Here is a 23,461-nt window from a genome sequence, read left to right on the forward strand (position 1 = left end):
CCACGCGCTGCCGCCGGGTCGACGCGCGAGCGCGCGGCGCGGGCTGCTCGACGGGATCGCGGTGCCCGGTCCGGTGCCCGAGCCGAGCCGCCAGGCAGGGTGACGATTCGCACGCCCACGGGGCATCTGCCCGGTGCGACAGAATCTGTCGCGGAGCCCCGGCGACGGCCGCGCGACAAATTGTCTACGGTGGTATGCAGACCGCCCGACGCCTTGTCCGCAAGGGAAATCGGAATCTTCGCGGGGTGTGGACCCCGCAGTTGCCCCGGCGGGAACGCTCTGCTATCACCCGCGCAGTTTCATCCGCAGGCCGGTTTCCTCGGCCCAGAACGAATTGCGGGCCGCGCGCCGTGGCAAGGGTCATGGGCGTTCGGTCCGCGCAAGAATGGGGTGTCCTCTTGGCCACAGCATCCGCCCATGTCTCCGGTATCTCGGGACGCTATGCGACGGCTCTGTTCGAGCTTGCACAGGAAGACGGCAGCGTCGCCGAGGTCGAGCGTGACCTGACCGCGCTCGAAGCCGCACTGGAAGAAAGCGCCGACCTGCGCGACCTCATCACCTCCCCGGTCTACAGCCGCACCGACCAGCAGAACGCCATGCGCGCGCTGGGCGAGGCGATGGGCCTGGGCAATACCGTCACGAACGGCCTGGCGCTGATGGCATCGCGCCGCCGCCTGTTCGTGCTGCCCGACGTCATCAAGGGCGTGAAGGCGCTGGCCGCCGATGCGCGCGGCGAGGTCACGGCGGAGGTCACCTCCGCCAAGCCGCTGACCGACGAGCAGCGCGCGGCGCTGTCGCAGTCGCTCAAGGCCTCCGTCGGCCGGGACGTCACACTGAACACGACCGTGGATGAGAAGATCATCGGCGGTCTCGTCGTCAAGGTGGGCTCGAAGATGATCGACACCTCGATCCGCTCGAAGCTCGCCGCCATGAAAAACGCAATGAAAGAGGTCGGATAATGGCTATTCAAGCCGCGGAAATCTCTGCGATCCTCAAGGAGCAGATCAAGAATTTCGGTCAGGATGCCGAAGTTTCCGAAGTGGGCCGCGTGCTCAGCGTCGGCGACGGCATCGCGCGTGCGCACGGCCTCGACAACGTGCAGGCCGGCGAGATGGTCGAATTCCCCGGCGGCGTCCGGGGCATGGCCCTGAACCTCGAGATCGACAATGTCGGCATCGTGATCTTCGGCTCCGACGCCGAGATCAAGGAAGGCGACACCGTCAAGCGCACCGGCGCGATCGTGGACGTGCCCGTGGGCAAGGGCCTGCTGGGCCGCGTCGTCGACGCACTCGGCAACCCGCTCGACGGCAAGGGTCCGATCGAGGCGACCGAGCGCCGCGTCGCGGACGTGAAGGCCCCCGGCATCATCCCGCGCAAGTCGGTGCACGAGCCGATGGCGACCGGCCTCAAGGCCATCGACGCGCTGATCCCGATCGGCCGCGGCCAGCGCGAGCTGATCATCGGCGACCGCCAGACCGGCAAGTCCGCCGTGGCGCTCGACGCGATCCTGAACCAGAAGAGCTACAACGACGCGGCTGGCGACGACGAGTCGAAGAAGCTCTACTGCATCTACAACGCCGTCGGGCAGAAGCGTTCGACCGTCGCCCAGCTGGTGAAGAAGCTGGAGGAGACCGGCGCGATGGACTACTCCATCGTCGTGGCCTCCACCGCGTCCGAGCCCGCGCCGCTGCAGTACCTCGCACCCTACTCCGCGACCGCGATGGCCGAGTTCTTCCGCGACAACGGCATGCACGGCCTGATCGTGTACGATGACCTCTCGAAGCAGGCCGTCGCCTACCGCCAGATGTCGCTGCTGCTGCGCCGCCCGCCCGGCCGCGAAGCCTATCCCGGCGACGTCTTCTACCTGCACTCCCGCCTGCTGGAGCGTTCGGCGAAGCTGAACGAGGACAACGGCGCGGGCTCGCTGACGGCGCTGCCGATCATCGAGACGCAGGGCGGCGACGTTTCGGCCTTCATCCCGACCAACGTGATCTCGATCACCGATGGCCAGATCTTCCTCGAGACCGAGCTGTTCTACCAGGGCATCCGCCCCGCCGTGAACACCGGCCTGTCGGTCAGCCGCGTCGGCTCCGCCGCGCAGACCAAGGCGATGAAGTCGGTCGCGGGCTCGATCAAGCTGGAACTGGCGCAGTATCGCGAGATGGCGGCCTTCGCGCAGTTCGGCTCGGACCTCGATGCCTCGACGCAGAAGCTCTTGAACCGCGGTGCGCGCCTGACCGAGCTGCTCAAGCAGCCACAGTACTCGCCCCTGACCAATGCCGAGCAGGTCGTCGTGATCTATGCCGGTACGCATGGCTACCTCGACGACCTCAAGGTCTCGCAGGTCAAGCCGTTCGAGGCGGGACTTCTGGCGCATCTGCGCAACTCGAAGGCCGATCTGCTGACCGACATTCGCGACAACGACCGCAAGGTCGCGGGCGAGCTGGAGGACAAGATCAAGGCCGCGATCGAGGATTTCGCGCAGTCGTTCTCCTGATCCGCGGATAGAGTTAAGGGAAGGGAGCAAGGCATATGCCGAGCCTCAAGGACCTGAAGATCCGCATCGAGTCGGTAAAGTCGACGCGGAAGATCACCAAGGCGATGCAGATGGTCGCCGCCGCCAAGCTGCGCCGTGCGCAGGAGGCGGCGGAAGCCGCGCGCCCCTATGCCGAGCGCATGGAGGCCGTGGTCGGCAATCTGGCCGCCGGGGTGAAGAATTCCGACACCGCGCCGCGTCTGCTGCGCGGCACGGGATCGGACGAGACGCATCTGCTGATCGTCGCGACGGCGGAACGTGGCCTCTGCGGTGGCTTCAACACCAACATCGTGAAGCTGGCGCGGGCGCACATCCAGCGCCTGCAATCCGAGGGCAAGACCGTCAAGATCCTGACCGTCGGCAAGAAGGGGCGCGAGCAGCTGCGCCGCGACTACCGCGACCTGATGGTCGATCACGTGGACCTGTCGGGCGTGAAGCGCGTGGGCTACGAGAACGCGGCCGAAGTGGCGGAGGACGTGCTGTCGCGCTTCGCCAAGGGCGAATTCGACGTGGCCACGATCTTCTACGGTGCGTTCGAGAACGTGATCACGCAGCGCCCGACCGCGCAGCAGATCATCCCCGCCCAGGTGGACGAGGATGCGGACGCGGATGCGGGCCCCGCGCTCTACGATTACGAGCCGGAGGAGGAGGCGATCCTCGCCGACCTGCTGCCGCGCGCGGTTTCGACACAGATATTCGCCGCTCTGCTGGAGAACGCGGCGTCCGAGCAGGGTGCACGCATGTCCGCGATGGACAACGCGACGCGCAATGCGGGCGAGATGATCGACAAGCTGACCATCGAGTTCAACCGGACGCGCCAGGCCGCGATCACCAACGAGCTCATCGAAATCATTTCGGGCGCCGAGGCGCTCTGACGACTGGAGAAAACAGACATGGCAAATGCTGTCGGCAAAATCACCCAGGTGATCGGCGCGGTCGTCGACGTTCAATTCGACGACCACCTGCCCGAGATCCTCAACGCGCTCAAGACCGACAATAACGGCAACGAGCTGATCCTCGAAGTGGCGCAGCACCTGGGCGAAAGCACCGTGCGCACCATCGCGATGGACTCCACCGAAGGTCTCGTGCGCGGTCAGACCGTCACTGACTCCGGCGAGCCGATCAAGGTTCCCGTCGGCGATGCGACGCTGGGCCGGATCATGAACGTGGTCGGCGCCCCCGTGGACGAGAAAGGCCCGGTCGAGGCGACCGAGTACCGCGCGATCCACGGCGAGGCCCCCAGCTTCGAGGAGCAGTCGACCTCGTCCGACATCCTGGTCACCGGCATCAAGGTGATCGACCTGCTGGCCCCCTATTCCAAGGGCGGCAAGATCGGCCTGTTCGGCGGCGCGGGCGTCGGCAAGACGGTTCTGATCCAGGAGCTGATCAACAACATCGCGAAAGTGCACTCGGGCTACTCGGTCTTCGCCGGTGTGGGCGAGCGGACGCGCGAGGGCAACGACCTCTACTACGAATTCATCGAGTCGGGCGTCATCGACGCGGAAGACCTGACGAAGTCGAAGGTGGCCCTGGTCTACGGCCAGATGAACGAGCCGCCGGGTGCGCGTGCCCGTGTCGCCCTGTCCGGCCTGACCATGGCCGAGCAGTTCCGCGACCAGTCCGGGACCGACGTTCTGTTCTTCGTCGACAACATCTTCCGCTTCACGCAGGCGGGTTCCGAGGTGTCGGCACTTCTGGGCCGCATCCCCTCCGCCGTGGGCTACCAGCCGACGCTGGCGACCGACATGGGCGCGATGCAGGAGCGGATCACCTCGACCAAGGCGGGGTCCATCACCTCGGTGCAGGCGATCTACGTGCCTGCGGACGATCTGACCGACCCGGCGCCCGCGACCTCGTTCGCGCACCTCGACGCCACCACGGTTCTGTCGCGTGCGATCTCCGAGCTCGGCATCTACCCGGCGGTCGACCCGCTCGACTCCACCTCCCGGATCCTCGATCCGCAGGTCGTGGGCGAGGAGCACTACCAGGTCGCGCGTGACGTGCAGGGTATCCTCCAGCGCTACAAGTCGCTGCAGGACATCATCGCCATCCTCGGCATGGACGAGCTTTCCGAGGACGACAAGCTGACGGTCAGCCGCGCGCGGAAGATCCAGCGCTTCCTGTCGCAGCCCTTCGACGTGGCCGAGGTCTTCACCGGCTCGCCGGGCGTGCAGGTGCCGCTGGAGGACACGATCGCGTCCTTCAAGGCCGTCGTCGCGGGCGAGTACGATCACCTGCCGGAAAACGCCTTCTACATGGTCGGCGGCATCTCGGACGTGGTCGCCAAGGCAGAGAAGATGGCCGCCGACGCGGCCTGATGAGGGGATCGCGGGACCGGCCGGGCCGGTTCCGCACCGAACAGGAGGCTTGAATGGCCGACACGATGCAGTTCGACCTCGTCAGCCCCGAGCGGAGCCTCCACTCCGCCCAGGTGACGAAGGTCCAGCTTCACGGCGAAGAGGGCGAGATGACCGTCATGCCGGGCCACGCCACCGTGGTGACCCTGCTGCGGCCCGGTTTCCTGACCGTCTACGAGGGCGGAGAGGGCCATGACTACGTCGTCACCGGCGGCTTCGCCGAGATCGGGCCGGAGGGCGTCAGCGTCCTGGCCGAGCAGGCGACGCTGCGCAACGACGTCACGACCGACTGGATCGACCGGGTGATCGAGCAGGCCGAGAAGGCCGCGCTGGAGGCACCGGACGACACGCGCATCACGATGAACCAGCGCGTGAACCACGCGCGCTACATCGCGCAGCAACTCGGGATCGGCTCGGATATCTGAGTTTTTGCTTGAGACGACTAGAAAAACCCCGTCGATCCGGCGGGGTTTTTTGTTATTGAAGGCGCCATGAGGCGAATAGACACGAATTGGCTGGGCGTGGCGGACGGGTTCGTGACCCTGTTCGATCACTGGCAGGAGCCGAGCGAGATGTGGGAGGGCGTGGGCGAACGGCAGGTCCGCGCCGTCGTGACCTTCGAGCGGCCCTTCACCGCGCCGCCCTCCGTCACCTTGTCCACCAACCTGATCGACGCGCATTCGGGGCCGTATCTGCGGCTGAACCTGCGGGCCGAGGACGTGGCGGAGAGCGGCTTCACCCTGATCGCCGACACCTGGGACGACACCCGCATCGCGCGGCTGGGCGTGCGCTGGCAGGCCCTGGGGCCGCTGACCGACCCGGACGAGGTCTGGGACGTCTGACGCCTAGCCGTCCCAGGCGAGGTCCGGACCGGTTCGGAAATAGGACACGTTGTTGGTAAAGGTGCTGTCGGGCACGAGGCGGATGAACCGCCCGTCCGGGTCATCGATCCGGGCGATGGTGTCGACGAACCACGGGTTCCAGTCGTCGGCGCCGAGATAGTTCGCCAACAATCGGCGGAAGCGGTCCGCGTCGTTCGGCTCGATGCGCGCGCGCCCGCGCAGCCCCAGGTGCAGCAGAATGCCGTCGTCGCGGCGGAAGTCGACGATCTCGACCGCGACTTGCGGGTTGGCCGCGATCCGCCGGGCGCTGGAGCCGTCCTTCGTGCCCAGCATCCACAGCGCGCCACCCTCCCAGATATACCAGACGGGGGCATTGCGGGGCGCCCCGTCCGCGTCCACCGTGGCGAGGTTCGCCATCAGCGGGCGGGCGAGCAGGTAGTCGGGGTCGAACGGGCGCGGCACCGGTCAGTCGATCGGGTAGAACGCCTCGTAGATCGGGCCGAGCGTGTCTTCCTTGAAGAGCGACGACACGCTGGATCCGTTCGAGATGTTCAGGATCGCCTGCGCGAACATCGGACCGATGGGCACGACGCGGATCCGCTCCTCGCCGCGCACCGGGGCGGGCTGCTCGATCGAGTCGGTGACGACCAGGCTCTTGAGCACGGATTTCCCGATCCGCTCCACCGCCGGGCCGGACAGCACACCGTGCGAGATGTAGGCGTGGACTTCCTTGGCGCCGCCCTCCTGCTCCAGCAGCTCGGCGGCCTTGCACAGGGTGCCCGCGGTGTCGCAGATGTCGTCGACGATGATGCAGACGCGGTCCTTCACGTCGCCGATGATCATCATCTCCTCGATCTCACCGGGTTTCGAACGGCGCTTGTCCACGATGGCGAGGCCCGCGCCGATCCGCTTGGCCAGTTCGCGCGCGCGGGCGACACCGCCCACATCGGGCGACACCACCGTCACCTCGCTGAGGTCGGGGAAGTTCGCCTTGATGTCGAGCGCGAAGACCGGGGCCGCGTATAGGTTGTCCACCGGAATGTCGAAGAAGCCCTGGATCTGGCCCGCGTGCAGGTCCATCGTCAGCACCCGGTCCACGCCCGCCTGGGTGATGAGGTTCGCCACCAGCTTGGCCGAGATCGGCGTGCGGGCCGCCGTGCGCCGGTCCTGCCGCGCATAGCCGAAATAGGGGATCACTGCCGTCACACGTTGGGCCGAGGAGCGGCGCAGCGCGTCGGCCATGATCAGCAGCTCCATCAGGTTGTCGTTCGCAGGGTTCGACGTCGACTGGATGATGAACATGTCCTCGTCGCGGACATTGTCGTAGACCTCGACGAAAATCTCCTTGTCGTTGAACCGCTCGACCCGCGCGTTGGCGAGGTTCACCGGCGCGCCGCGATAGACGCTCATCCGCCGGGCGATCGAGCCTGCGAGCGCCTTGTTGGCATTGCCCGAGATCAGCTTGAGATTGATGTCGGATTTCATGGACGGCATCCTCTTGATCGGCATGGGGCCCTCGGGTTCGTGCGATATGCCGGGGCAATAGCACTGGCATCGCGCCGTGCATAGCCTATCCTCGGCTCCGGAACGCAACGACGGAGCATCCGCAATGGCGACGATCGACTACTATCTCTTTCCGCTGTCCCCCTTCACCTATCTCGCCGGGATGCAGCTGGAGGAGGTCGCGGCGAAACATGGCGCCGAGATCAACTACAAGCCCTTCGACCTGATGCGCGTCTTTGCCGAGCACGGCACACCGCCGGTGCCCAAGCGGCACCCCGCGCGGCAGGCCTACCGCCTGCAGGAGCTCAAGCGCATCGCCGCCGCCAACGACCTGCCGATCAACGTGCAGCCTGCGCACTGGCCAACCGATCCGAAGCCCGCCTGCGCCGCCGTGATCTACGCGCAGGAATTCGCGCATCAGCATCCGGGCGGCGACGTGGGCAAGCTGAGCTTCAACCTGCTCAGGGCCTGCTGGGCCGAGGAGAAGGACATCGCGCACGAACAGGTGGTCGAGCGGGCACTGGAAGATGCCGGCTTCGATGGCGGGCTCGCGCAGCGCGACCTGCAATCGGCCTTCGACATCTTCGAGAAGAACACCGAGGAGGCGCTGGCCGCCAACGTGTTCGGCGCGCCGAGCTATGTCGTCGATGGCGAGATGTTCTGGGGGCAGGACCGGCTGAGCTATCTCGACCGCCATCTGGAGGCATCGGCATGAGGGCGCGGCTGCTGGCAGTGGCGGGCCTCGCGCTCGCGGCCTGTGCCCCCGCGCCGTCGGGCTCCTCCAGCGATGCGAACCGGGTGCGCGCGGGGATGAGCGTGCGCGAGGTGGTCGACGTGCTCGGCCCCGCCGGGGTGTGGGACGTGGCGCGCGACGGCACGATCCGCTGCTCGGCCCATATCTACGGCGAGATGACCGATCCGCGCTGGGTCCATGTCCTCTATGCCGACAACGCGGTGACGCGCGCGACGGACGGCCACGCCTCCCCATGCGGACGCTGACCCTGGGTGGCGCCGAGACCGGCGTGATGGAGGCGGGAGACAGCGGGCCGCGCCTGATCCTGTCCCATTGCACGATGGCCCATTCGGGTGCGTGGAAGCCGCTGCTGGCCGAGCTTGGCGCGGTGCAAGCCACCGCGCTCGACCTGCCGGGTCACGGTGCGAGCGAGATGGACGCGACCCGCGGGCCGCAACGGCAGGGCGCCGACGCGGTGCTGGAGGTGCTGGGCGAGGGCCCCGCGCATCTGATCGGTCACAGCTTCGGCGGGCGCGTGGTGCTGCGCGCGGCCCTCGACCGACCCGAGGCGGTGGCGAGCCTGACGCTGATCGAGCCGATGATGATGCATCTTCTGGCCGAGGACGACCCCGTCCGGCTGGCCGAGGAGCGGGACATGCAGGCCTATGCCGAGGCGGAGACCGAGGCGGAGGCCGCCCGCGCTTTCATGGAGATGTGGGGCGGCGGTCAGCCGTGGGAGGCCCTGCCCGAGCGGCAGCGTGCCTACGCGACCGAGCGGATCGGCTTCGTCGCCGACTCCGCCGAGGACGTGATGGGCGACCCGCCGGGGCAGATGACGCTGGACGACATCGCCGGTCTCGACTGCCCGGTGACGGTGATCGCCGGCGCGCGGACGCGGGCCTCGGCCCTGTCGATCTGCGAACGGATCGCCGGGCGGCTCAGCGACCGGCCGCATATCGTCGCGGGGGCCGGGCACATGGTCCCGATCTCCCACCCGGCCGAGGTCGCGGCGATCCTGCGCGAGCGGCTGGGCTAGAGCAGCGCGAGGAAGGCCTCGATCTCGTCCTCGTCGGTCGACCAGTTGCAGACCAGGCGGGCGCCGAGCATGGCGTCCTCCGGTCCGTCGAGCGAGGCATCGGGGATCAGGTAATAGGCGGCACCGCCCGCGTTCAGCGCGCGGTGGATGGCGCGGGGCAGGGCGCAGAACACCTCGTTGCCCTGCACCGGGTGCAGCAGGGTCGCGCCCTTGCGCTGCAGACCCTGCGACAGCTTCGCCGCGGCGGCGTTGGCGCGGGTCGCGAGGTCGCGCCACAGCCCGTCGGTCAGGTAGGCGTCCATCTGCGCGGCGAGGTAGCGGTGCTTGGACAGCAGGTGCCCGAACCGCTTGCGCCGCTGTTCCAGTTCCAGCTGCTTGCCACCGTTGCGCAGGATGACCGCCTCGACCCCCGGCAGGCCGTTCTTGGTGCCGCCGAAGACCACGGCGTCGAGCCCGGTCGCAAAGAGATCGCGCAGGTCGTAGTCCGCCGCCGCGATGGCGTTGGCGAGCCGCGCGCCGTCGAGATGCACCTTCAGCCCGGCGCCGTGCGCGATCTCCACCACCTCGGCGATGTCGGCCAGCGGCCACAGCGTCCCCGCCTCCGACAGGTTGGTCAGCGACACCACGGCGGGCACGTTTGCATGGATGCCGGACTGCGCGCTTGCGATGGCGTGGCGCAGCGTGTCGGGCGTGAAGCGGCCATCCTCGGTGTCGAGCAGTGTCAACTTGCCCCCGCCGATGAAGGCCTCGGGCGCGCCCAGTTCGTCCACCTCGATATGCGCCTCGCGCGCGCAATAGATCCGGCCCCAGGGCGGGCACAGGCAGGCGAGCGCCAGCGAATTGGCCGCCGTGCCGGTGGTGACGAGGGCGACCGCCGCATCGGGCAGGCCGATCAGGTCGCGCAATCGGTTCGCGACGTCGCGGGTCAGGTCGTCGTTACCGTAGGGCGTCGCGTGGCCGCGATCGGCGCGGGCCATCGCCTCCCACACCGACGGGTGCGCGGGGCCGGCATTGTCGGACGCGAAATTCATGACAGATCCTCGACGATGTGGTCCACGTAATCCTCCTCGGCCACCTCGTATTCGGGCACCGTGCGATTGCGCATCGCGTGGCCCGCGGCGTCGGTGCTGCGGGCATCGCCGGTCAGCAGCGGGTGCCAGTCGGGCAGCGCGCGCCCCTCGTGCCGCAGGCGGTAGGCGCAGGTGGCGGGCATCCAGTGCGCGATCTCGTCCAGCGTCTCGGGGTCGAGCACGACGCAGCCCGGCACCAGCTGCTTGCGCATCGGGTAGTTTCCGCAGCGACAGGTCGCAGGGTCGAACAGGCGGCAGGAGATGTCGGTATAGGCGATGTCGCCCGTGTCCTCATCCTCCAGCTTCAGCAGGCAGCACTTGCCGCAGCCGTCGCACAGCGCCTCCCATTCCGGGCGGGTGAGTTGGTCGAGCGGCAGGGTCCAGAATTCGGCGCGCTTGCTCATTGCGCGAGCAGTCGGCGGGTCTCGGTCACGTCCGCGTGCATCTGGGCGATCAGCGGCTCCATCCCGTCGAACTTCAGTTCCGGGCGCTGATAGTGCAAGAGCGCGACCGACAGCTCCGCCCCGTAGAGATCGCCGTCGAAGTCGAGCAGCATGACCTCCAGATTCGGCGGATGGTCCCCGAAGGTCGGGCGGGAGCCGAGCGAGGCGACGGCATCATAGGTGCCGCGATGCGGCCCGTCGCGCACGTCGACGCGGCAGGCATAGATGCCGAAGGCGGGTAGGTGCAGCCCGGCCATCGAGATGTTGGCGGTGGGGAATCCCATCTCCCGCCCGCGCTTGAAGCCATGCTCCACCACGCCTTCGATCCGGTGCAGGTGGCCGAGCATGGCGGCGGCGTCCTGCGGGCGGCCCTCGCTCAACGCCTCGCGGATCGCGGTCGAGGAGACAGGGCCCTCCGCCCCCTCCAGCAGCGGCGCGACGGTCAGCTCGAACGGCGCGTCGGCAAGGGTTTCCGTGGTGCCCGCGCGGCCCTTGCCGAAGCGGAAATCGGCGCCGACGACGAGGTGGGCGATTCCCAGACCTTCTACCAGAACTTCGTTGATGAAACGTTGAGGCGTGAGGCTCGCCAGGTCCATGTCGAAGGGAATCTCGTAGAGGTGGTCGACGCCGAGCTTTTCCAGGCGGCTGGCGCGCGCGGTGGCGTTCATCAGGCGGAAGGGTGGGGCGTCGGGGGCGAAGACCTGACGTGGATGCGGCTCGAACGTCACGACGCCGAGCGGAAGGTCGGGCTTGCGCGCGAGGTCGATGACCGACTGGTGGCCGAGGTGCAGCCCGTCGAAATTGCCCATGGCGACCGAGGCGCCACGCGCCGTCTCGGGCACCACAAGGCTTTGATGTCGCTGCATGATCGGCCCCGGCTGCGAGCGCCGGGGGACCGGCAGCTCAGTCGAACTTGGCGGAGGGGGCGAGCACGGTCGCCTCCCCTTCGAGCACAACCGTATCGCCCACGCGGGCCTTGCAATCAAGGGTCACGCGGCGTTTGGAGTGGTCGATGGCGGTGACGGTGACGGTCGCCTCGACATGGTCGCCGGGGCGGACGGGGGCGCGGAACTTCAGGCTTTGGCCCAGATAGACGGTGCCGTGGCCGGGCAGCTGCTCGCCTATGACGGCGGAGATGAGGCCCGCGGTCAGCATCCCGTGGGCGATGCGGCCGCCGAAGATGGTGTCCTGCGCATAGGCCTCGTCGAGATGGACCGGGTTGTGATCGGTGCTAAGCTCCGCGAATGCCTCGATTTCTTCCATGCCGATGGTCTTGCCGACCGAGCGGGACATGCCGATCTCGAGCTCCTCGATGACGATGGTGCCCTTGGGAAGGTTGTGGCCGGTATCGAGCATGGGATCCTCCTGCTGCATGTGCGAAGATATATATGGTCGCAACAATGTTTCGCAACAAGAATATGGCGCGGTGCATTATTGCGCGTATTTTTCGGGAAGATGAAGGCGGGGAAGCAGTCGTTACCGGCCAGGTAGGAAGGGTTAACGCGAAAATCGCGGTCTGCGATGCGTATGGCATGCGTATGGCACGCGTATGGCAGGTGGCTGGCAGTACGCGAAGGTTAACGCCGGGCAGCGTGCTCAGCTGTCCACCGCGCAGTGGGCCGCGTGGCGGGTGATCGCGCGGCGCGTGGCTTTGGCGATCTGCTGCTTGCCGTCCGGGCCGACGAGGATGGCGCCATTGTGGAACAGGCCGACGGAACGGGTCATCATCCGCTGCGGCAGCAGGACGGTCAGGACCAGCCGATCGGGGCGGCCGGGTGCGCCCGTGGTCGCGTCGGCGACGAAGACCGTCTTGAGGCCAGGATCCGTCTTCTCCCGCCGCAGCAGGAGATCGACGGCCGTGGCGGCGTCCATGTCACGGCAGAGCTGCGTGACGCGGGTCAGTTCCGCCGCGGGAACGGCGGCCTTGAGGGCACCGACGCCCGGCTGCTTCATTGCGGCCATCCGTCCGTCCCTCATCGCTGCCGAGACGTCGTCGGGGTCTTGCATGTCGATGACGGGATTGTCCGGCTGGTGGCGCGCGTAGAGCCGCGCGCCCTGCGCGTCAAGAACGCCGAAGCACGGACCGCTGGTGGTCTCGACATGGAAGGCGAGCTGCTGGCGTCCCTCGATCTCGCGATAGCTGCCTCCGCCGAGCGCGATCAGCGCCGACCAGCCGGGGACGCGGGTCGCCGCGATGCCGAACCCGGCGTAGTGCGGATCGGTCAGCATGTAGCGCACCTGTCCGATCCGGCGGGCCATCGCGCGATGCTCTGCCGCCGGGTTGGCGCGCGCCGCGGCCGCGATCGCCTGCGGGATGTCTGCACGCGGGACGGGCCGGAGAGCATCGGTCGCGGCCAGCCAGCGGGCGAGGATCGGGGCGAGCGGGGTGAGGTTTTCGAGGTCGTAGAACCGCGAATCAAGCTCGTCGAGCTCTGACGCGCGGCCACCGGAAAAGCCGGTCTGCGCGGCGGCCTCGTCCGGGTGCGTGGCGGCCCAGTCGCGCATGCGCGCGAAGATCGCGCGGTGCTCGGACGCGCCCATTGCGGCGAGGCCGCCGTCGACGGCCTCGAAGATCTCGGGGGCCCTGCCGGAATTGTGGAGGAACTGGCTGTGCCCGCCATTCAGGACCTGCGCCAGCCAGTAATCGGAGTAGTAGGCCTGAACCGTCTGCGGCGGAAGTTCCTCGAACCGGTAGAGCGCCTGATCGCGCAGCGCATTGAGGCTGTCGATCATCGACCCGATCAGATCATGCGGGGCGGTGTCGATGGTCGCGACAGCCTCCGCCGCCACGGGGACGCCAGGCAAGCGCGGACGGGGCGCGAAGCGGGAAAGGCCGATGCGGGTCAGGAGGCGGCTGAGCATGGAAGAGACTCCGTCTGCAATGTCGGTTCGGTCATGCCGGGCGTCAGGGCAGCGGGCCGAAGACCTCCGCCACGATCCGTTCCAGCGCCGCCTGGTCGTCCGCGTCGAAGGCGTCGGGCAGGTCGCTGTCCACGTCGAGCACGGCGATCAGGCGGCCGGAGGAGAAGACGGGCACGACGATCTCGGACCGGGTGCTCGACGCGCAGGCGATATGGCCGGGGAAGGCGTCGACATCCGGGACGAGCTGGGTCCGCCCCTCGCGCGCGGCGGCACCGCAGACGCCGCGGGAAAACGGGATCACCAGGCAGCCGTGACCGCCCTGATAGGGGCCGATCTTCAGGAGCTCGGGCGCGACCACGCGGTAGAAGCCGGTCCAGTGGAAATGCTCGAACGCGTGGTGCAGCTCGCAGGCCATCGTGGCCATCAGCGCGACGGGGTCGTCCTCCCCTTCACACAAGGCGCGGATTGCGGCATGAACATCGGCGTAACGGGGGTGCATCGGCGTCTCCTCTTCGCCGTCAGTCAGCACGAGGTTCCGCGATGCGCAAGCCCCACCTGCCCGAATTGCCGCGCCCGCTGGTCCGGGCGGCGGTGGAGGCCGCGCTGGCCGAGGATCTGGGCATGGCGGGGGACGTCACCAGCCTCGCCACGCTGGGGCCGGAGATGCAGGCGCGCGCGGTGATGAACGTGCGCGATGCGGGGACGGTCGCGGGGCTGGAGCTGGCGCGCGCGGCCTTCGCCGCCGTCGATCCGGAGACGCGGGTGGAGCTGCTTGTGGCCGATGGCGACCGGGTCACGCCCGGGCAGGACATCGCGGTGATCGAGGGGCGGGCGCGGGCGGTCATGTCGGCGGAGCGGGTGGCGCTGAACTATCTGATGCACCTGTCGGGGATCGCGACGCATACCGCGCGCTTCGCCGATGCGCTGGAGGGAACGGGCGCGCGGATCACCTGCACGCGCAAAACGACGCCGGGGCTGCGCGCCTTCGAGAAATTCGCGGTGCGCTGCGGCGGCGGGTCGTCGCATCGCTACGGGCTCGACGACGCGGTGCTGATCAAGGACAACCACATCGCCGTCTGCGGCGGGGTGGCGGCGGCGCTGGAGCGGGCACGCGCCTATGCCGGGCACCTGATGGCGATCGAGATCGAGGTCGATACGCTCGACCAGTTCGCGCAAGCCCTGGAGGCGGGGGCGAGCGTCGTCCTGCTCGACAACATGACACCTGACATTTTGCGCGAGGCGGTCGGCATGAACCGCGGAGCGATCCTGGAAGCCTCGGGCAATGTCGATCTCGACACGGTCCGGGCGATCGGGGAGAGCGGGGTGGACTACATCTCCACCTCGAAGATCACGATGGCGGCTGGCACCCTCGACATCGGATTGGACATCCAACTGAAGGGCTGAACCATGAGCTGGGACAAGCTGAAGGACGAGACGGGCCGGACCATCGCGGAGCTCTACGACGACGCGCGGTTCGGGGAATTTTCCGCGACCTGGGAGGACGTGCTCTACGATTATTCGCGCACGCAGGTGACGCAGGCCGCGCGCGACACGCTGTTCGCGATGCTGGAGGAGCGGGATTTCGCGGGCAAGCGCGCGGCCATGTATGCGGGCGAGAAGATCAACACGACGGAAGGGCGGCGCGTGCTGCACACCGCGCTGCGCCTGCCCGAGGGCGAGGGTCTGGTCGCGGGGGACGAGGATGTGGGCGCGCAGGTGCATGAGAGCCGCGCGGCCTGCTATGCGTTTGCCGGGGCTGTGCGGTCGGGGGACTACGCCGCGGCGGCGGGGCCGTTCACGGACGTGGTGAATATCGGGATCGGGGGGTCGGACCTCGGGCCGGTGCTGGTGGCCGAGGCGCTGGCCGGAGAGATGGACGGGCCGCGACTGCATTTCGTGTCGAACGTGGACGGGGCGGCGCTGGCGCGGGTCTTCGAAACCTGCGATCTGAGCCGGACGCTGTTCATCATCGCCTCCAAGTCCTTCGGCACGATCGAGACGATGGAGACGGCGAAGGTCGCGCTTGCCCGGATGCAGGGCGAGGTCGCGGATGCGAGCGTGCATTTCGCGGCGCTGACCACCAAGCCCGACGCTGCGGCGGAGCAGTTCGGGATCCCGGCCGAGCGCTGCTTCGGCTTCGCCGACTGGGTGGGGGGGCGTTTCTCGGTCTGGTCGCCGATCGGACTGCCGCTGATGATCGGGATGGGGACGGAAGCGTTTTCCGAGTTCCTGGCGGGCGCGCACGAGATCGACACGCATTTCCGCGAGGCGCCGCTGGCGGAGAACCTGCCGGTGCTGATGGCCTGCGTCGGCGTGTGGCACCGCAATGCGTGCGGGTTCCCGACGCGCTGCGTCGTGCCCTATGATCAGCGGCTGGCGACGCTGCCGCAATACCTTCAGCAGCTCGATATGGAGTCGAACGGCAAGCGGGTGACGGTCGAGGGCGCGGCGGTGGAGGTCGCGACCTCTCCGGTCGTGTGGGGGTCGGCGGGGACCAATGCGCAGCACGCCTATTTCCAGATGCTGCACCAGAGCGAGACGCCGCAGCCGGTGGAGTTCCTGATCGCGGCGCGGCCCGTGGCCGAGGGCATGGAGCATCTGCAGCGCATCCTGATCGCCAACTGCTTCGCGCAAGGGGAGGCGCTGGCCTTCGGCCGGACGCGCGAGACGGCGGAGCGGCAGATGGTCGAAGGCGGGATGGAGGCGGACGAGGCTGCGCGGCTGGCACCGCACCGGACCTTCCCCGGCAACCGGCCCTCGACGCTGCTGCTCTATCGCGAGCTGAGCCCGCGGATGCTGGGGCGGATCATCGCACTGGCCGAGGCGCGCTGTTTCACCGAAGGGGTGTTCTGGGGGGTCAACAGCTTCGACCAGTGGGGGGTGGAACTGGGCAAGGTGCTGGCCACGGACATGCTGCCGCATGTGGAGGGGCGGTTCTCGAAGGAGATGGTCAACGAGGCGTTGTCCGGGCCGCTCGCGCATCTGCACGGGTTGTGAGGGCTGCGGGGGGCGGAGCCTCCGGCGGGGATATTTGACGGAAGTGAAGGGGGGCGGCGCGGGTGTGCCGCCCCGGTTCGTTCAGGCGATGGCGGGGATGATCGTGTCGGCGAGCAGGCGGTTGAGCACGCCGCCATAGCCGCCGGAGCGGGCGGGGCGCGTCGGGTCGGACGTGATGGCGACGGTCAGCGCGAGGTCGGGCACGACGTAGATCATCTGCCCGCCATAGCCGCGCGCGTAAGCCACGCGGTGGCCGCGCGCCTGCGCCAGGAACCAGCCATAGCCGTATTGGTGACGCGAGAAGGGGGAGCGGGTGCGGGGCGTCCAGCTCGCCTCGATCCAGTCCGCGGGCAACACGTCGCCACCGCCCGCGCGGTACATCTCGCCGAAGGCCAGCATGGCGCGTGGGGTCAGGGCCATGTCGTTGCCGCCGAGATAGTAGCCCTGCGGATCGCGGGTCCAGGCGGGGATCTCGATGCCGAGCGGCTCGGCCAGCCAGCGGCGGGCGAGGGTCAGCAGCGTCTCGCCCGACGCCTCGGCCAGGGCGGCGCCGAGCACGTGGGTGGTGCCGGTGGAGTAGAGGAAGCGGGAGCCGGGGTCCGCCACCATCTCGCGCCCCAGCGCATCGGCGACCCAGTTCGGGGAGGAGACCCACGCGCCGTAATTGGCGCCGGAGGTGCGTTCGAGGCCCGCGCGCAGGGTCACGAGATCCTCCAGCGTGATGTCGGCGACGCGGGGGTCCGCATCTGCCGGGATCAGGTCGCGGGCGACCTCGGCCAGCGTGGCCTCGACCCCCGGCACGACCTCGCGGGCGATGGCGGCACCGAGCAGGGCGGAGACGACGCTTTTCGAGACGGACTTGATGTTGGCGGGCGCATCGGGGCCGCCGCCGCGCACGGTATGGGCGAGAACCTCCGCCCCGTCCTGCGCGACGACGAGGCAGCGGAACTGATCGAGCGCCTCGACCTCGGCGATCAGGGCGGCGAAACGGTCCTGCGCGAGGGCGGGTGCTGCGAGCGGGGCGGCGGCCAGGAGACCGGAGAAGCGGCGGCGTGTGAGCATGGGGATGAGGTGGGGTGGTGATGGGCGGCGGGCAAGGTGGGGCCTGCTCACATCGACGTCAAAAAAAGGGCCCGAAGCGGGTGCTTCGGGCCCAAGTTAGAATGAGCGCCGGTGGCGGCCCATTCCGGGGAAAGACGGTCGGGGCGGTGGGAGGGCCGCCCCGGCCTCGCGTCGGGCTCAGCCCTTGGCGAATTCGGGATAGGCTTCCATGCCGAGCTCGGAGACGTCGAGGCCGGCGACCTCTTCCTCTTCGGTGACGCGGATGCCCATCGTGACGTTCAGGATCAGCCACACGATGTAGGAGACCACGAAGACGAAGGCGCCGATGGCGACGATGCCGATGATCTGGGGAACCCAGCCGCCGGTGTAGAAGGCCACGGCCAGCGTGCCCCAGATGCCCGCGATCAGGTGCACCGGGATGGCGCCGACCACGTCGTCGATCTTGAGCTTGTCGAGCAGCGGCACCGTGTAGACCACGATCGCGCCGCCGATGGCACCGGTCAGGAGGGCGGCCCACAGCTCGGGCGCCAGCGGCTCCGCCGTGATGGAGACCAGGCCGGCAAGCGCGCCGTTCAGCACCATCGTCAGGTCGACCTTGCCGTAGCTGATCTGCGTCAGGATCAGGGCGGCGACGGCCCCTGCGGCGGCGGCCATGTTGGTGTTGGCGAAGATGCGGCTCACGTCCGTCACGTCGCCCACGGTGCCCATGGCGAGCTGCGAGCCGCCGTTGAACCCGAACCAGCCGAGCCACAGGATGAACGTCCCGAGCGTGGCGAGCGGCAGGTTGGAGCCGAGGATCGGCACGGTGCGGCCTTCGGCGGTGTACTTGCCGATGCGCGGGCCGAGGACCAAGGCGCCTGCGAGGGCTGCGAAGCCGCCTGCCGCGTGCACCAGGGTCGAGCCTGCGAAGTCGGAGAAGCCGAGCTCGGACAGCCAGCCGCCGCCCCACTGCCAGGATGCCTCGATCGGGTAGATGAAGCCGGTCAGGACGACCACGAAGATCAGGAACGGCCAGAGGCGGATCCGCTCGGCCAGGGTGCCCGACACGATCGACGCCGTGGTCGCGCAGAACATCAGCTGGAAGAAGAAGTCCGAACCGACGGAGGCGTAGTCGAGCGTGGCATCCGCCGCGGCGAGGCCCACGGGCTCAAGCGAGGTGATGGAGAACCACGGGCCCATGATGCCGGAGATCCACCAGCCGTCGCCCGGATACATCAGGTTGAAGCCGACGAGCCAGTACATCAGCGAGGCGATGCCGAAGAGCGCGATGTTCTTGGTGAGCTGGGTCGTCACGTTCTTGGAGCGGACGAGGCCGGCTTCCAGCATGGCGAAGCCCGCGGCCATCCAGAACACCAGGAAGCCGCCCATCAGGAACAGCAGGGTGGTGAAGATATAGGGGCTGGGGTCGGCGGAGGCGTCGGGGGCCGCGGCGACGGCTTCCTCGGCCGCCTCCTGCGCCCAGACGGGCAGGGCGGTGAAGGCGGCGACGCCCGCAACACCCGCGAATTTCAGAAGATTGGTCATTGAGTGGTCCCTCGTCTTTTCTGGTTCAGACCGCGTCGGCGCCGGTCTCGCCGGTGCGCACGCGGATCGCCTGCTCGACATCGAGCACGAAGATCTTGCCGTCGCCGATCTTGCCGGTCTTGGCGGTGGTGGAGAGCGTCTCGACGGCGCGCTCGACGACGGCGTCGTCGACGACCATCTCCAGCTTCACCTTCGGGACGAAATTCACGACGTATTCGGCGCCGCGGTAGATTTCGGTGTGACCGGCCTGGCGGCCGTAGCCCTTGACCTCGGAAACCATGAGACCCTGCACGCCGATGGTGGTGAGCGCCTCGCGCACCTCCTCCAGCTTGAAGGGTTTGATGACGGCGATGATGAGTTTCATGTGCGACCCTCGTTGTTGAACGCGTTGTTGGGGTCAGTAATGCAAGCCGCGTGCCAAAACGTGCGGAAAAATTCCAAGTCACCGGTGCGTAACGAAAAATTAAGTTTCTTGCGGGACTGGCTCTCAGTTGCACACAGAAACTGCCCAAAAAACGATCAGCGAAAATCCGCCGCTTGATTTTTGTGCAGCGCAATGTGGCGCGGATTTGTGCAGCGGCTCCCTTCGCTTTCCACGACCGAGTGGCTAGATTGAACGCAGACAAGCCCGACCCAACGGTGCGAGAGCAGATGAGCCGCAAGTCCAGCAAACCCGCACGCAAGGTGCAGGCAGCCCCGCGCCGGTCGTTGCCCGTGCGCATGGCGCGGGGCATTGCGCGCCTTCTATGGAAGTTGAGCCTGCGCACCGTGCAACTGGGGCTGATCGTCTTCGCCGGCGCCGTGCTGTGGTTCTACGTGCAACTGCCCGCGGCGGAGGACCTGCTGGACGGGCGGGAGCGCGGCTCGGTGCAGATGCGCGACCGTCATGGCGAGCTGTTCGCCTGGCGTGGGGAGCAGGGGCTGGTCGTTCCCGCCTCGCAGATGAGCGAGGATCTGCGCAACGCCGTCGTGGCCACCGAGGACAAGCGGTTCTGGCGGCATTTCGGCGTCAGCCCGCGCGGGATGCTGGGCGCGATCCGCATCAACCTGCGCGAAGGGCGCGGGCCGTTGCAGGGGCATGGCGGCTCCACCATCACTCAGCAGGTGGTCAAGCTGAGCTTCCTCGGCGATCTGCCGACCCTGCAGCGCAAGGTGCTGGAAATCCCCTACGCGGTGGCGATGGAGCTGGCCTACAGCAAGGAGGAGATCCTCTCCATCTACATGAACCGGGCCTATCTGGGTGCCAGCGCCAACGGGTTCGAAGCGGCGTCGCAGCGCTATTTCGGCATCTCGGCCAGCGAGGTGGACGTGCCGCAATCGGCGATGCTGGCGGGGCTGCTGACCGCGCCCAGCCGTTACGCCCCGACGAGCGATCTGAGCCGGGCGCAGAACCGCAGCCAGGTGATCCTGCGGCTGATGCACGAGCAAGGCTATATCGGCGACGCGGAATTCGCCCAGGCCCGCGCCAACCCCGCGGTGCTGAGTGCGGCGGCACAGCGCCGGTCGGGCGGCTACTTCGCGGACTGGATCATGGAGAGCGGGCCGGATTTCCTGACCTCGGACACGGCGGAGGACGTGGTGATCTCGACAACCTTCGATCCCGCGATCCAGCGCGCGGCGGAGGACGGGCTGACCTCGGTCTTCGAGGATCTGGTGCGCGAGGGGTCGGAGGCGCAGGCCGCGGTCGTGGTGCTGAGTGCCGACGGCGCGGTGCGCGGCATGGTCGGCGGGCGCGCGATCGGCGGGGCGGGCACGTTCAACCGCGCGACGCAGGCACTGCGCCAGCCCGGATCGGCCTTCAAGCCCTTCGTCTACACCGCGGGGCTGGAGCAGGGGGTGAACGCGTCTGACTTCTTCGTCGACCGGCCGGTGACGATCGACATTCCCGGCTCGGGCCCCTGGACGCCGCAGAATTACGGGCGGACCAATCTGGGCCCGATGTCGATGGCGGAGGCCTTCGCCCGCTCGACCAACACGGTGGCCGTCGTGGTGTCCGAGACCGCCGGTCGCGACAACGTGATCGCGACGGCGCGGGCGATGGGGCTCGACAGCGAGATGACGAATACCCCGGCGCTGGCGCTGGGTGCGTCCGAGACCACGCTGCTCGACATCACGGGGGCCTATGCCACGCTGCTGAACCGCGGGCGGCGGGCGGAGCCCTACGGGATGCGGCAGGTACGCCTGCGCGATGGCGATACGCTGCTGCTGGAGGCGCAGCCGGGCCTTGGCGATCAGGTCATTTCGGAACGAAATGCGGGCATCGTGACTTGGATGATGACACAGGTGATCGAAGCGCCCTACGGAACGGGCGCGCGCGCCTCGCTCGGCGATCGCAGCGTCGCGGGAAAGACGGGCACCACGCAGGAGGCGCGGGACGCCTGGTTCATCGGGTTCTCGGGCGACTACGTGGTCGGCGTGTGGATGGGATACGACGACAACACGCCGCTGACGGGCGTGACGGGGGGCGGGTTGCCCGCCGAGATCTGGAAACGCGTGATGCGCGGAGTACATCGAGGATTGACGCCCACGACCCTGCCGGTCGTGGTGCCGATCCGCCCGCAACCGCAGGCCCCGGCGCGCACCGCCGGTGCCGGCAGTCGCGGGGCGGGTGGAAGTGCCCCCCTCCCCCAGGCGCCGCGCCGGGTGGATGAAGGGCTTGCCGGAGTCGTCGAGGGTCTGCTGCGCGGCCTTCTGGGCGGAAACAACTAGATGCGCGCGGCGGGAGTGAGTTTGGAATGGCGAATGGTGGACTTCGCGCCTGCATGTTGGGCGCTACGGTGGTGGCGGCGGGCTGTTCGGGCCCCGCGGGCGATGCGCGGGCGCAGGACGTGAGCAACGTGACCGCCGAACCGAGACCCGAGCCGCGCACCGTGCTGGAGGAACAGCAGGCGCGGCAGATGTCCTTCGACCAGTGGCTCGCGGGCTTCCGGGCGCGGGCGCTGTCCGAGGGGATCACGCCGGGCACCTTCGATGCCGTAATGGCCGGGATCGGCCCGTCGGCACGGATCCGCGAGCTGGATGGCTCGCAGCCGGAATTCGTGCGGCCCGTCTGGGAATATCTCGACACCGCCGTCAGCGACACGCGCGTGGCCAATGGCCGCCGCGAGGCAGAGCGGCTGGACGCGACGATGGACGAGATCGAGGCGCGCTACGGCACCGACCAGCGCACCGTGCTGGCGATCTGGGGCATGGAGACCGCCTATGGCAGCGTGCGCGGCGACTTCCCCGTCGCGCGGGCGCTGGCGACGCTGGCCCATGAGGGCCGCCGTCGCGACTGGGCCGAGAACGAGCTGATCGCGGCGATGCGTATCGTCGATCAGGGCGACGCACGGCCGGGCGAGCTGATCGGAAGCTGGGCCGGTGCGATGGGCCACACGCAGTTCATGCCGTCGAGCTTCCAGGCCTATGCGCAGGATTTCGACGGCAACGGGCGGCGCGACATCTGGTCGGACGATCCGACGGACGCGCTCGCCTCCACGGCGCATTACCTGCGGCAGGAAGGCTGGCAGCCGGGCGAGCCCTGGGGCTTCGAGGTGCGGCTGCCCGAGGGCTTCGACTGGGACGGGGCGGATCGCTATACCCGCCGGTCGATGGGCGAATGGCGCGCGCGCGGCGTGACCCGCTATTCGGGTGCGGCCCTGCCCGACACGGGCGAGGCGGCGCTGCTGGCACCTGCGGGTGCGGGGGGGCCGGTGTTCCTGACCTTCTCGAACTTCAACACGATCAAGCGCTACAACAATTCCGACAGCTACGCGCTGGCCATCGGTCTGCTGGGCGACCGGATCACCGGCGGGCCCGGCGTACAGGCGGACTGGCCGCGCGACGTGCTGCCGCTGACGCGGTCGGACCGGCGGGAGCTGCAGCAGCGGCTGACCGCGCTGGGCTACGACACGGACGGCGTGGACGGGCTGATCGGGCCGAACTCCGTGACCGCGATCCGCAATTTCCAGCGGGATGTGGGGCTGGTGCCGGATGGCTACGCCTCGAACCAGCTGCTCGCCGCGGTGCGCGAACGCGGGTGATGCGAGGGGCCGGGGCGGGAGACGCCACCGGCCCTTTTTCGTGGCCCCTTTATCGTGTGCTCAGCGTGCAAACACCGCGTCGAGATCGGCGAAGCCCTTGACCTCGATCGGGTTGCCCGAGGGATCGCGGAAGAACATGGTCGCCTGCTCCCCCGGTTCGCCCTCGAACCGGCGGGAGGGCGGGATGACCCAGTCGGTGCCTGCCTCCTCCAGCCGCGTGGCCAGCGCCTGCCAGTCGGGCAGGGCCAGGATCACGCCCAGATGCGGCATCGGCACCATATGCTCCCCCACCTTGCCGGTCGCCTCGGTGGCGAAGGGCGTGCCGAGATGCAGCGAGATCTGGTGGCCGAAGAAGGAGAAATCGACCCAGCTTTCCGTCGAGCGGCCCTCGGTGCAGCCGAGCACCTCGCCGTAGAAGCGGCGCGCCTCGGCGAGGTCGGTCACGTTGTAGGCGAGGTGGAAGGGGGTGAGCAT

At 68.4% G+C, this 23,461-nt stretch carries 25 protein-coding genes; 13 read left to right on the forward strand and 12 right to left on the reverse strand.

The genetic code is table 11. The annotated features are described in order from the left end of the window. Positions 1–398 precede the first annotated feature (398 nt). From RX333_RS11205 to RX333_RS11230, 6 genes are all read left to right on the forward strand, one after another. A complete protein-coding gene (locus RX333_RS11205; protein WP_316015029.1) occupies positions 399–959 on the forward strand; it encodes a F0F1 ATP synthase subunit delta in 561 nt (186 codons plus the stop codon). Continuing rightward, a complete protein-coding gene (gene atpA / locus RX333_RS11210; RefSeq protein WP_316015030.1) occupies positions 959–2,497 on the forward strand; it encodes a F0F1 ATP synthase subunit alpha in 1,539 nt (512 codons plus the stop codon). Before RX333_RS11205 ends, atpA begins: the two co-directional genes overlap by 1 nt. Positions 2,498–2,532: 35 nt before the next feature. Next, positions 2,533–3,411: a F0F1 ATP synthase subunit gamma gene (locus tag RX333_RS11215; protein ID WP_316015031.1), complete on the forward strand. Its 879-nt coding sequence runs from the start codon at positions 2,533–2,535 to the stop codon at positions 3,409–3,411. An 18-nt stretch (positions 3,412–3,429) separates the two neighbouring features. Beyond that, positions 3,430–4,854, forward strand: a complete 1,425-nt coding sequence (gene atpD / locus RX333_RS11220) for a F0F1 ATP synthase subunit beta (protein WP_316015032.1) — start codon at positions 3,430–3,432, stop codon at positions 4,852–4,854. Positions 4,855–4,907: 53 nt separating this feature from the next. Further along, a complete protein-coding gene (atpC, locus tag RX333_RS11225) occupies positions 4,908–5,318 on the forward strand; it encodes an ATP synthase F1 subunit epsilon (RefSeq protein ID WP_316015033.1) in 411 nt (136 codons plus the stop codon). Positions 5,319–5,384: 66 nt separating this feature from the next. Then, positions 5,385–5,735, forward strand: coding sequence for an H-type lectin domain-containing protein (locus RX333_RS11230; RefSeq protein WP_316015034.1), 351 nt, complete (start codon positions 5,385–5,387; stop codon positions 5,733–5,735). A gap of 3 nt (positions 5,736–5,738) precedes the next feature. Here RX333_RS11230 and RX333_RS11235 read toward each other — a convergent pair whose 3' ends face one another. Then, the gene (locus RX333_RS11235) at positions 5,739–6,197 is read right to left on the reverse strand and encodes a pyridoxamine 5'-phosphate oxidase family protein (protein ID WP_316015035.1); all 459 of its coding nucleotides are present in this window, start codon (positions 6,195–6,197) and stop codon (positions 5,739–5,741) included. A 3-nt stretch (positions 6,198–6,200) separates the two neighbouring features. Further along, a complete protein-coding gene (locus RX333_RS11240; protein ID WP_410056066.1) occupies positions 6,201–7,220 on the reverse strand; it encodes a ribose-phosphate diphosphokinase in 1,020 nt (339 codons plus the stop codon). 124 nt (positions 7,221–7,344) lie between these two features. On the opposite strand from RX333_RS11240, the gene RX333_RS11245 reads away from it, so the two are divergent. Genes RX333_RS11245 through RX333_RS11255 form a run of 3 tightly spaced genes read left to right on the forward strand, consistent with a single transcriptional unit; the run spans position 7,345 to position 9,007 of the window. After that, positions 7,345–7,953, forward strand: a complete 609-nt coding sequence (locus RX333_RS11245) for a 2-hydroxychromene-2-carboxylate isomerase (RefSeq protein WP_316015036.1) — start codon at positions 7,345–7,347, stop codon at positions 7,951–7,953. Further along, the gene (locus RX333_RS11250; RefSeq protein ID WP_316015037.1) at positions 7,950–8,237 is read left to right on the forward strand and encodes a hypothetical protein; all 288 of its coding nucleotides are present in this window, start codon (positions 7,950–7,952) and stop codon (positions 8,235–8,237) included. The genes RX333_RS11245 and RX333_RS11250 overlap by 4 nt, the downstream gene beginning before the upstream one ends. Further along, the gene (locus RX333_RS11255) at positions 8,225–9,007 is read left to right on the forward strand and encodes an alpha/beta hydrolase (protein WP_316015038.1); all 783 of its coding nucleotides are present in this window, start codon (positions 8,225–8,227) and stop codon (positions 9,005–9,007) included. The genes RX333_RS11250 and RX333_RS11255 overlap by 13 nt, the downstream gene beginning before the upstream one ends. Here the strand turns inward: RX333_RS11255 and RX333_RS11260 are convergent. The 6 genes from RX333_RS11260 to RX333_RS11285 form a co-directional block, all read right to left on the reverse strand. Next, positions 9,004–10,038 (reverse strand): threonine aldolase family protein, encoded by a 1,035-nt coding sequence (locus RX333_RS11260; protein WP_316015039.1) that lies wholly within the window; start codon positions 10,036–10,038, stop codon positions 9,004–9,006. The genes RX333_RS11255 and RX333_RS11260 overlap by 4 nt on opposite strands. Further along, positions 10,035–10,481 carry a YcgN family cysteine cluster protein gene (locus tag RX333_RS11265; RefSeq protein ID WP_316015040.1) on the reverse strand — a complete coding sequence of 149 codons (447 nt, stop codon included), beginning with the start codon at positions 10,479–10,481 and terminating at the stop codon, positions 10,035–10,037. Before RX333_RS11265 ends, RX333_RS11260 begins: the two co-directional genes overlap by 4 nt. After that, positions 10,478–11,386, reverse strand: a complete 909-nt coding sequence (locus tag RX333_RS11270; RefSeq protein WP_316015041.1) for a bifunctional riboflavin kinase/FAD synthetase — start codon at positions 11,384–11,386, stop codon at positions 10,478–10,480. Before RX333_RS11270 ends, RX333_RS11265 begins: the two co-directional genes overlap by 4 nt. Before the next feature lie 37 nt (positions 11,387–11,423). Beyond that, on the reverse strand, positions 11,424–11,876 hold the full coding sequence (locus tag RX333_RS11275) for a MaoC family dehydratase (protein ID WP_316015042.1): 453 nt from the start codon (positions 11,874–11,876) through the stop codon (positions 11,424–11,426). A 240-nt stretch (positions 11,877–12,116) separates the two neighbouring features. Beyond that, positions 12,117–13,382 carry a DUF4375 domain-containing protein gene (locus tag RX333_RS11280; protein ID WP_316015043.1) on the reverse strand — a complete coding sequence of 422 codons (1,266 nt, stop codon included), beginning with the start codon at positions 13,380–13,382 and terminating at the stop codon, positions 12,117–12,119. Between the two features lie 43 nt (positions 13,383–13,425). Further along, positions 13,426–13,881 carry a GAF domain-containing protein gene (locus RX333_RS11285; protein ID WP_316015044.1) on the reverse strand — a complete coding sequence of 152 codons (456 nt, stop codon included), beginning with the start codon at positions 13,879–13,881 and terminating at the stop codon, positions 13,426–13,428. Positions 13,882–13,922: 41 nt separating this feature from the next. Between RX333_RS11285 and nadC the strand changes: the two genes are divergently transcribed. Continuing rightward, positions 13,923–14,786 carry a carboxylating nicotinate-nucleotide diphosphorylase gene (nadC, locus tag RX333_RS11290; RefSeq protein ID WP_316015045.1) on the forward strand — a complete coding sequence of 288 codons (864 nt, stop codon included), beginning with the start codon at positions 13,923–13,925 and terminating at the stop codon, positions 14,784–14,786. Positions 14,787–14,789: 3 nt separating this feature from the next. After that, positions 14,790–16,379: a glucose-6-phosphate isomerase gene (gene pgi / locus RX333_RS11295; protein WP_316015046.1), complete on the forward strand. Its 1,590-nt coding sequence runs from the start codon at positions 14,790–14,792 to the stop codon at positions 16,377–16,379. A gap of 81 nt (positions 16,380–16,460) precedes the next feature. Here pgi and RX333_RS11300 read toward each other — a convergent pair whose 3' ends face one another. From RX333_RS11300 to RX333_RS11310, 3 genes are all read right to left on the reverse strand, one after another. Beyond that, entirely contained in the window at positions 16,461–17,441 is a 981-nt protein-coding gene (locus tag RX333_RS11300; RefSeq protein WP_316015047.1) for a serine hydrolase, read from the reverse strand. 177 nt (positions 17,442–17,618) lie between these two features. Next, entirely contained in the window at positions 17,619–18,965 is a 1,347-nt protein-coding gene (locus RX333_RS11305) for an ammonium transporter (protein ID WP_316015048.1), read from the reverse strand. A 25-nt stretch (positions 18,966–18,990) separates the two neighbouring features. Then, positions 18,991–19,329, reverse strand: a complete 339-nt coding sequence (locus RX333_RS11310; RefSeq protein ID WP_316015049.1) for a P-II family nitrogen regulator — start codon at positions 19,327–19,329, stop codon at positions 18,991–18,993. A gap of 287 nt (positions 19,330–19,616) precedes the next feature. Here RX333_RS11310 and RX333_RS11315 point away from each other — a divergent pair, with 287 nt between their 5' ends. Further along, complete coding sequence (locus RX333_RS11315) at positions 19,617–21,674, forward strand: PBP1A family penicillin-binding protein (RefSeq protein ID WP_316015050.1); 2,058 nt, start codon at positions 19,617–19,619, stop codon at positions 21,672–21,674. Positions 21,675–21,727: 53 nt separating this feature from the next. After that, the gene (locus RX333_RS11320; protein WP_316015051.1) at positions 21,728–22,987 is read left to right on the forward strand and encodes a lytic murein transglycosylase; all 1,260 of its coding nucleotides are present in this window, start codon (positions 21,728–21,730) and stop codon (positions 22,985–22,987) included. A gap of 60 nt (positions 22,988–23,047) precedes the next feature. On the opposite strand, the gene RX333_RS11325 is transcribed toward RX333_RS11320, so the two are convergent. Further along, positions 23,048–23,461 carry a VOC family protein gene (locus RX333_RS11325; RefSeq protein WP_316015052.1) on the reverse strand — a complete coding sequence of 138 codons (414 nt, stop codon included), beginning with the start codon at positions 23,459–23,461 and terminating at the stop codon, positions 23,048–23,050.

This window comes from Roseobacter sp. HKCCA0434 (assembly GCF_032464675.1).
Lineage (GTDB): Bacteria > Pseudomonadota > Alphaproteobacteria > Rhodobacterales > Rhodobacteraceae > Pontivivens.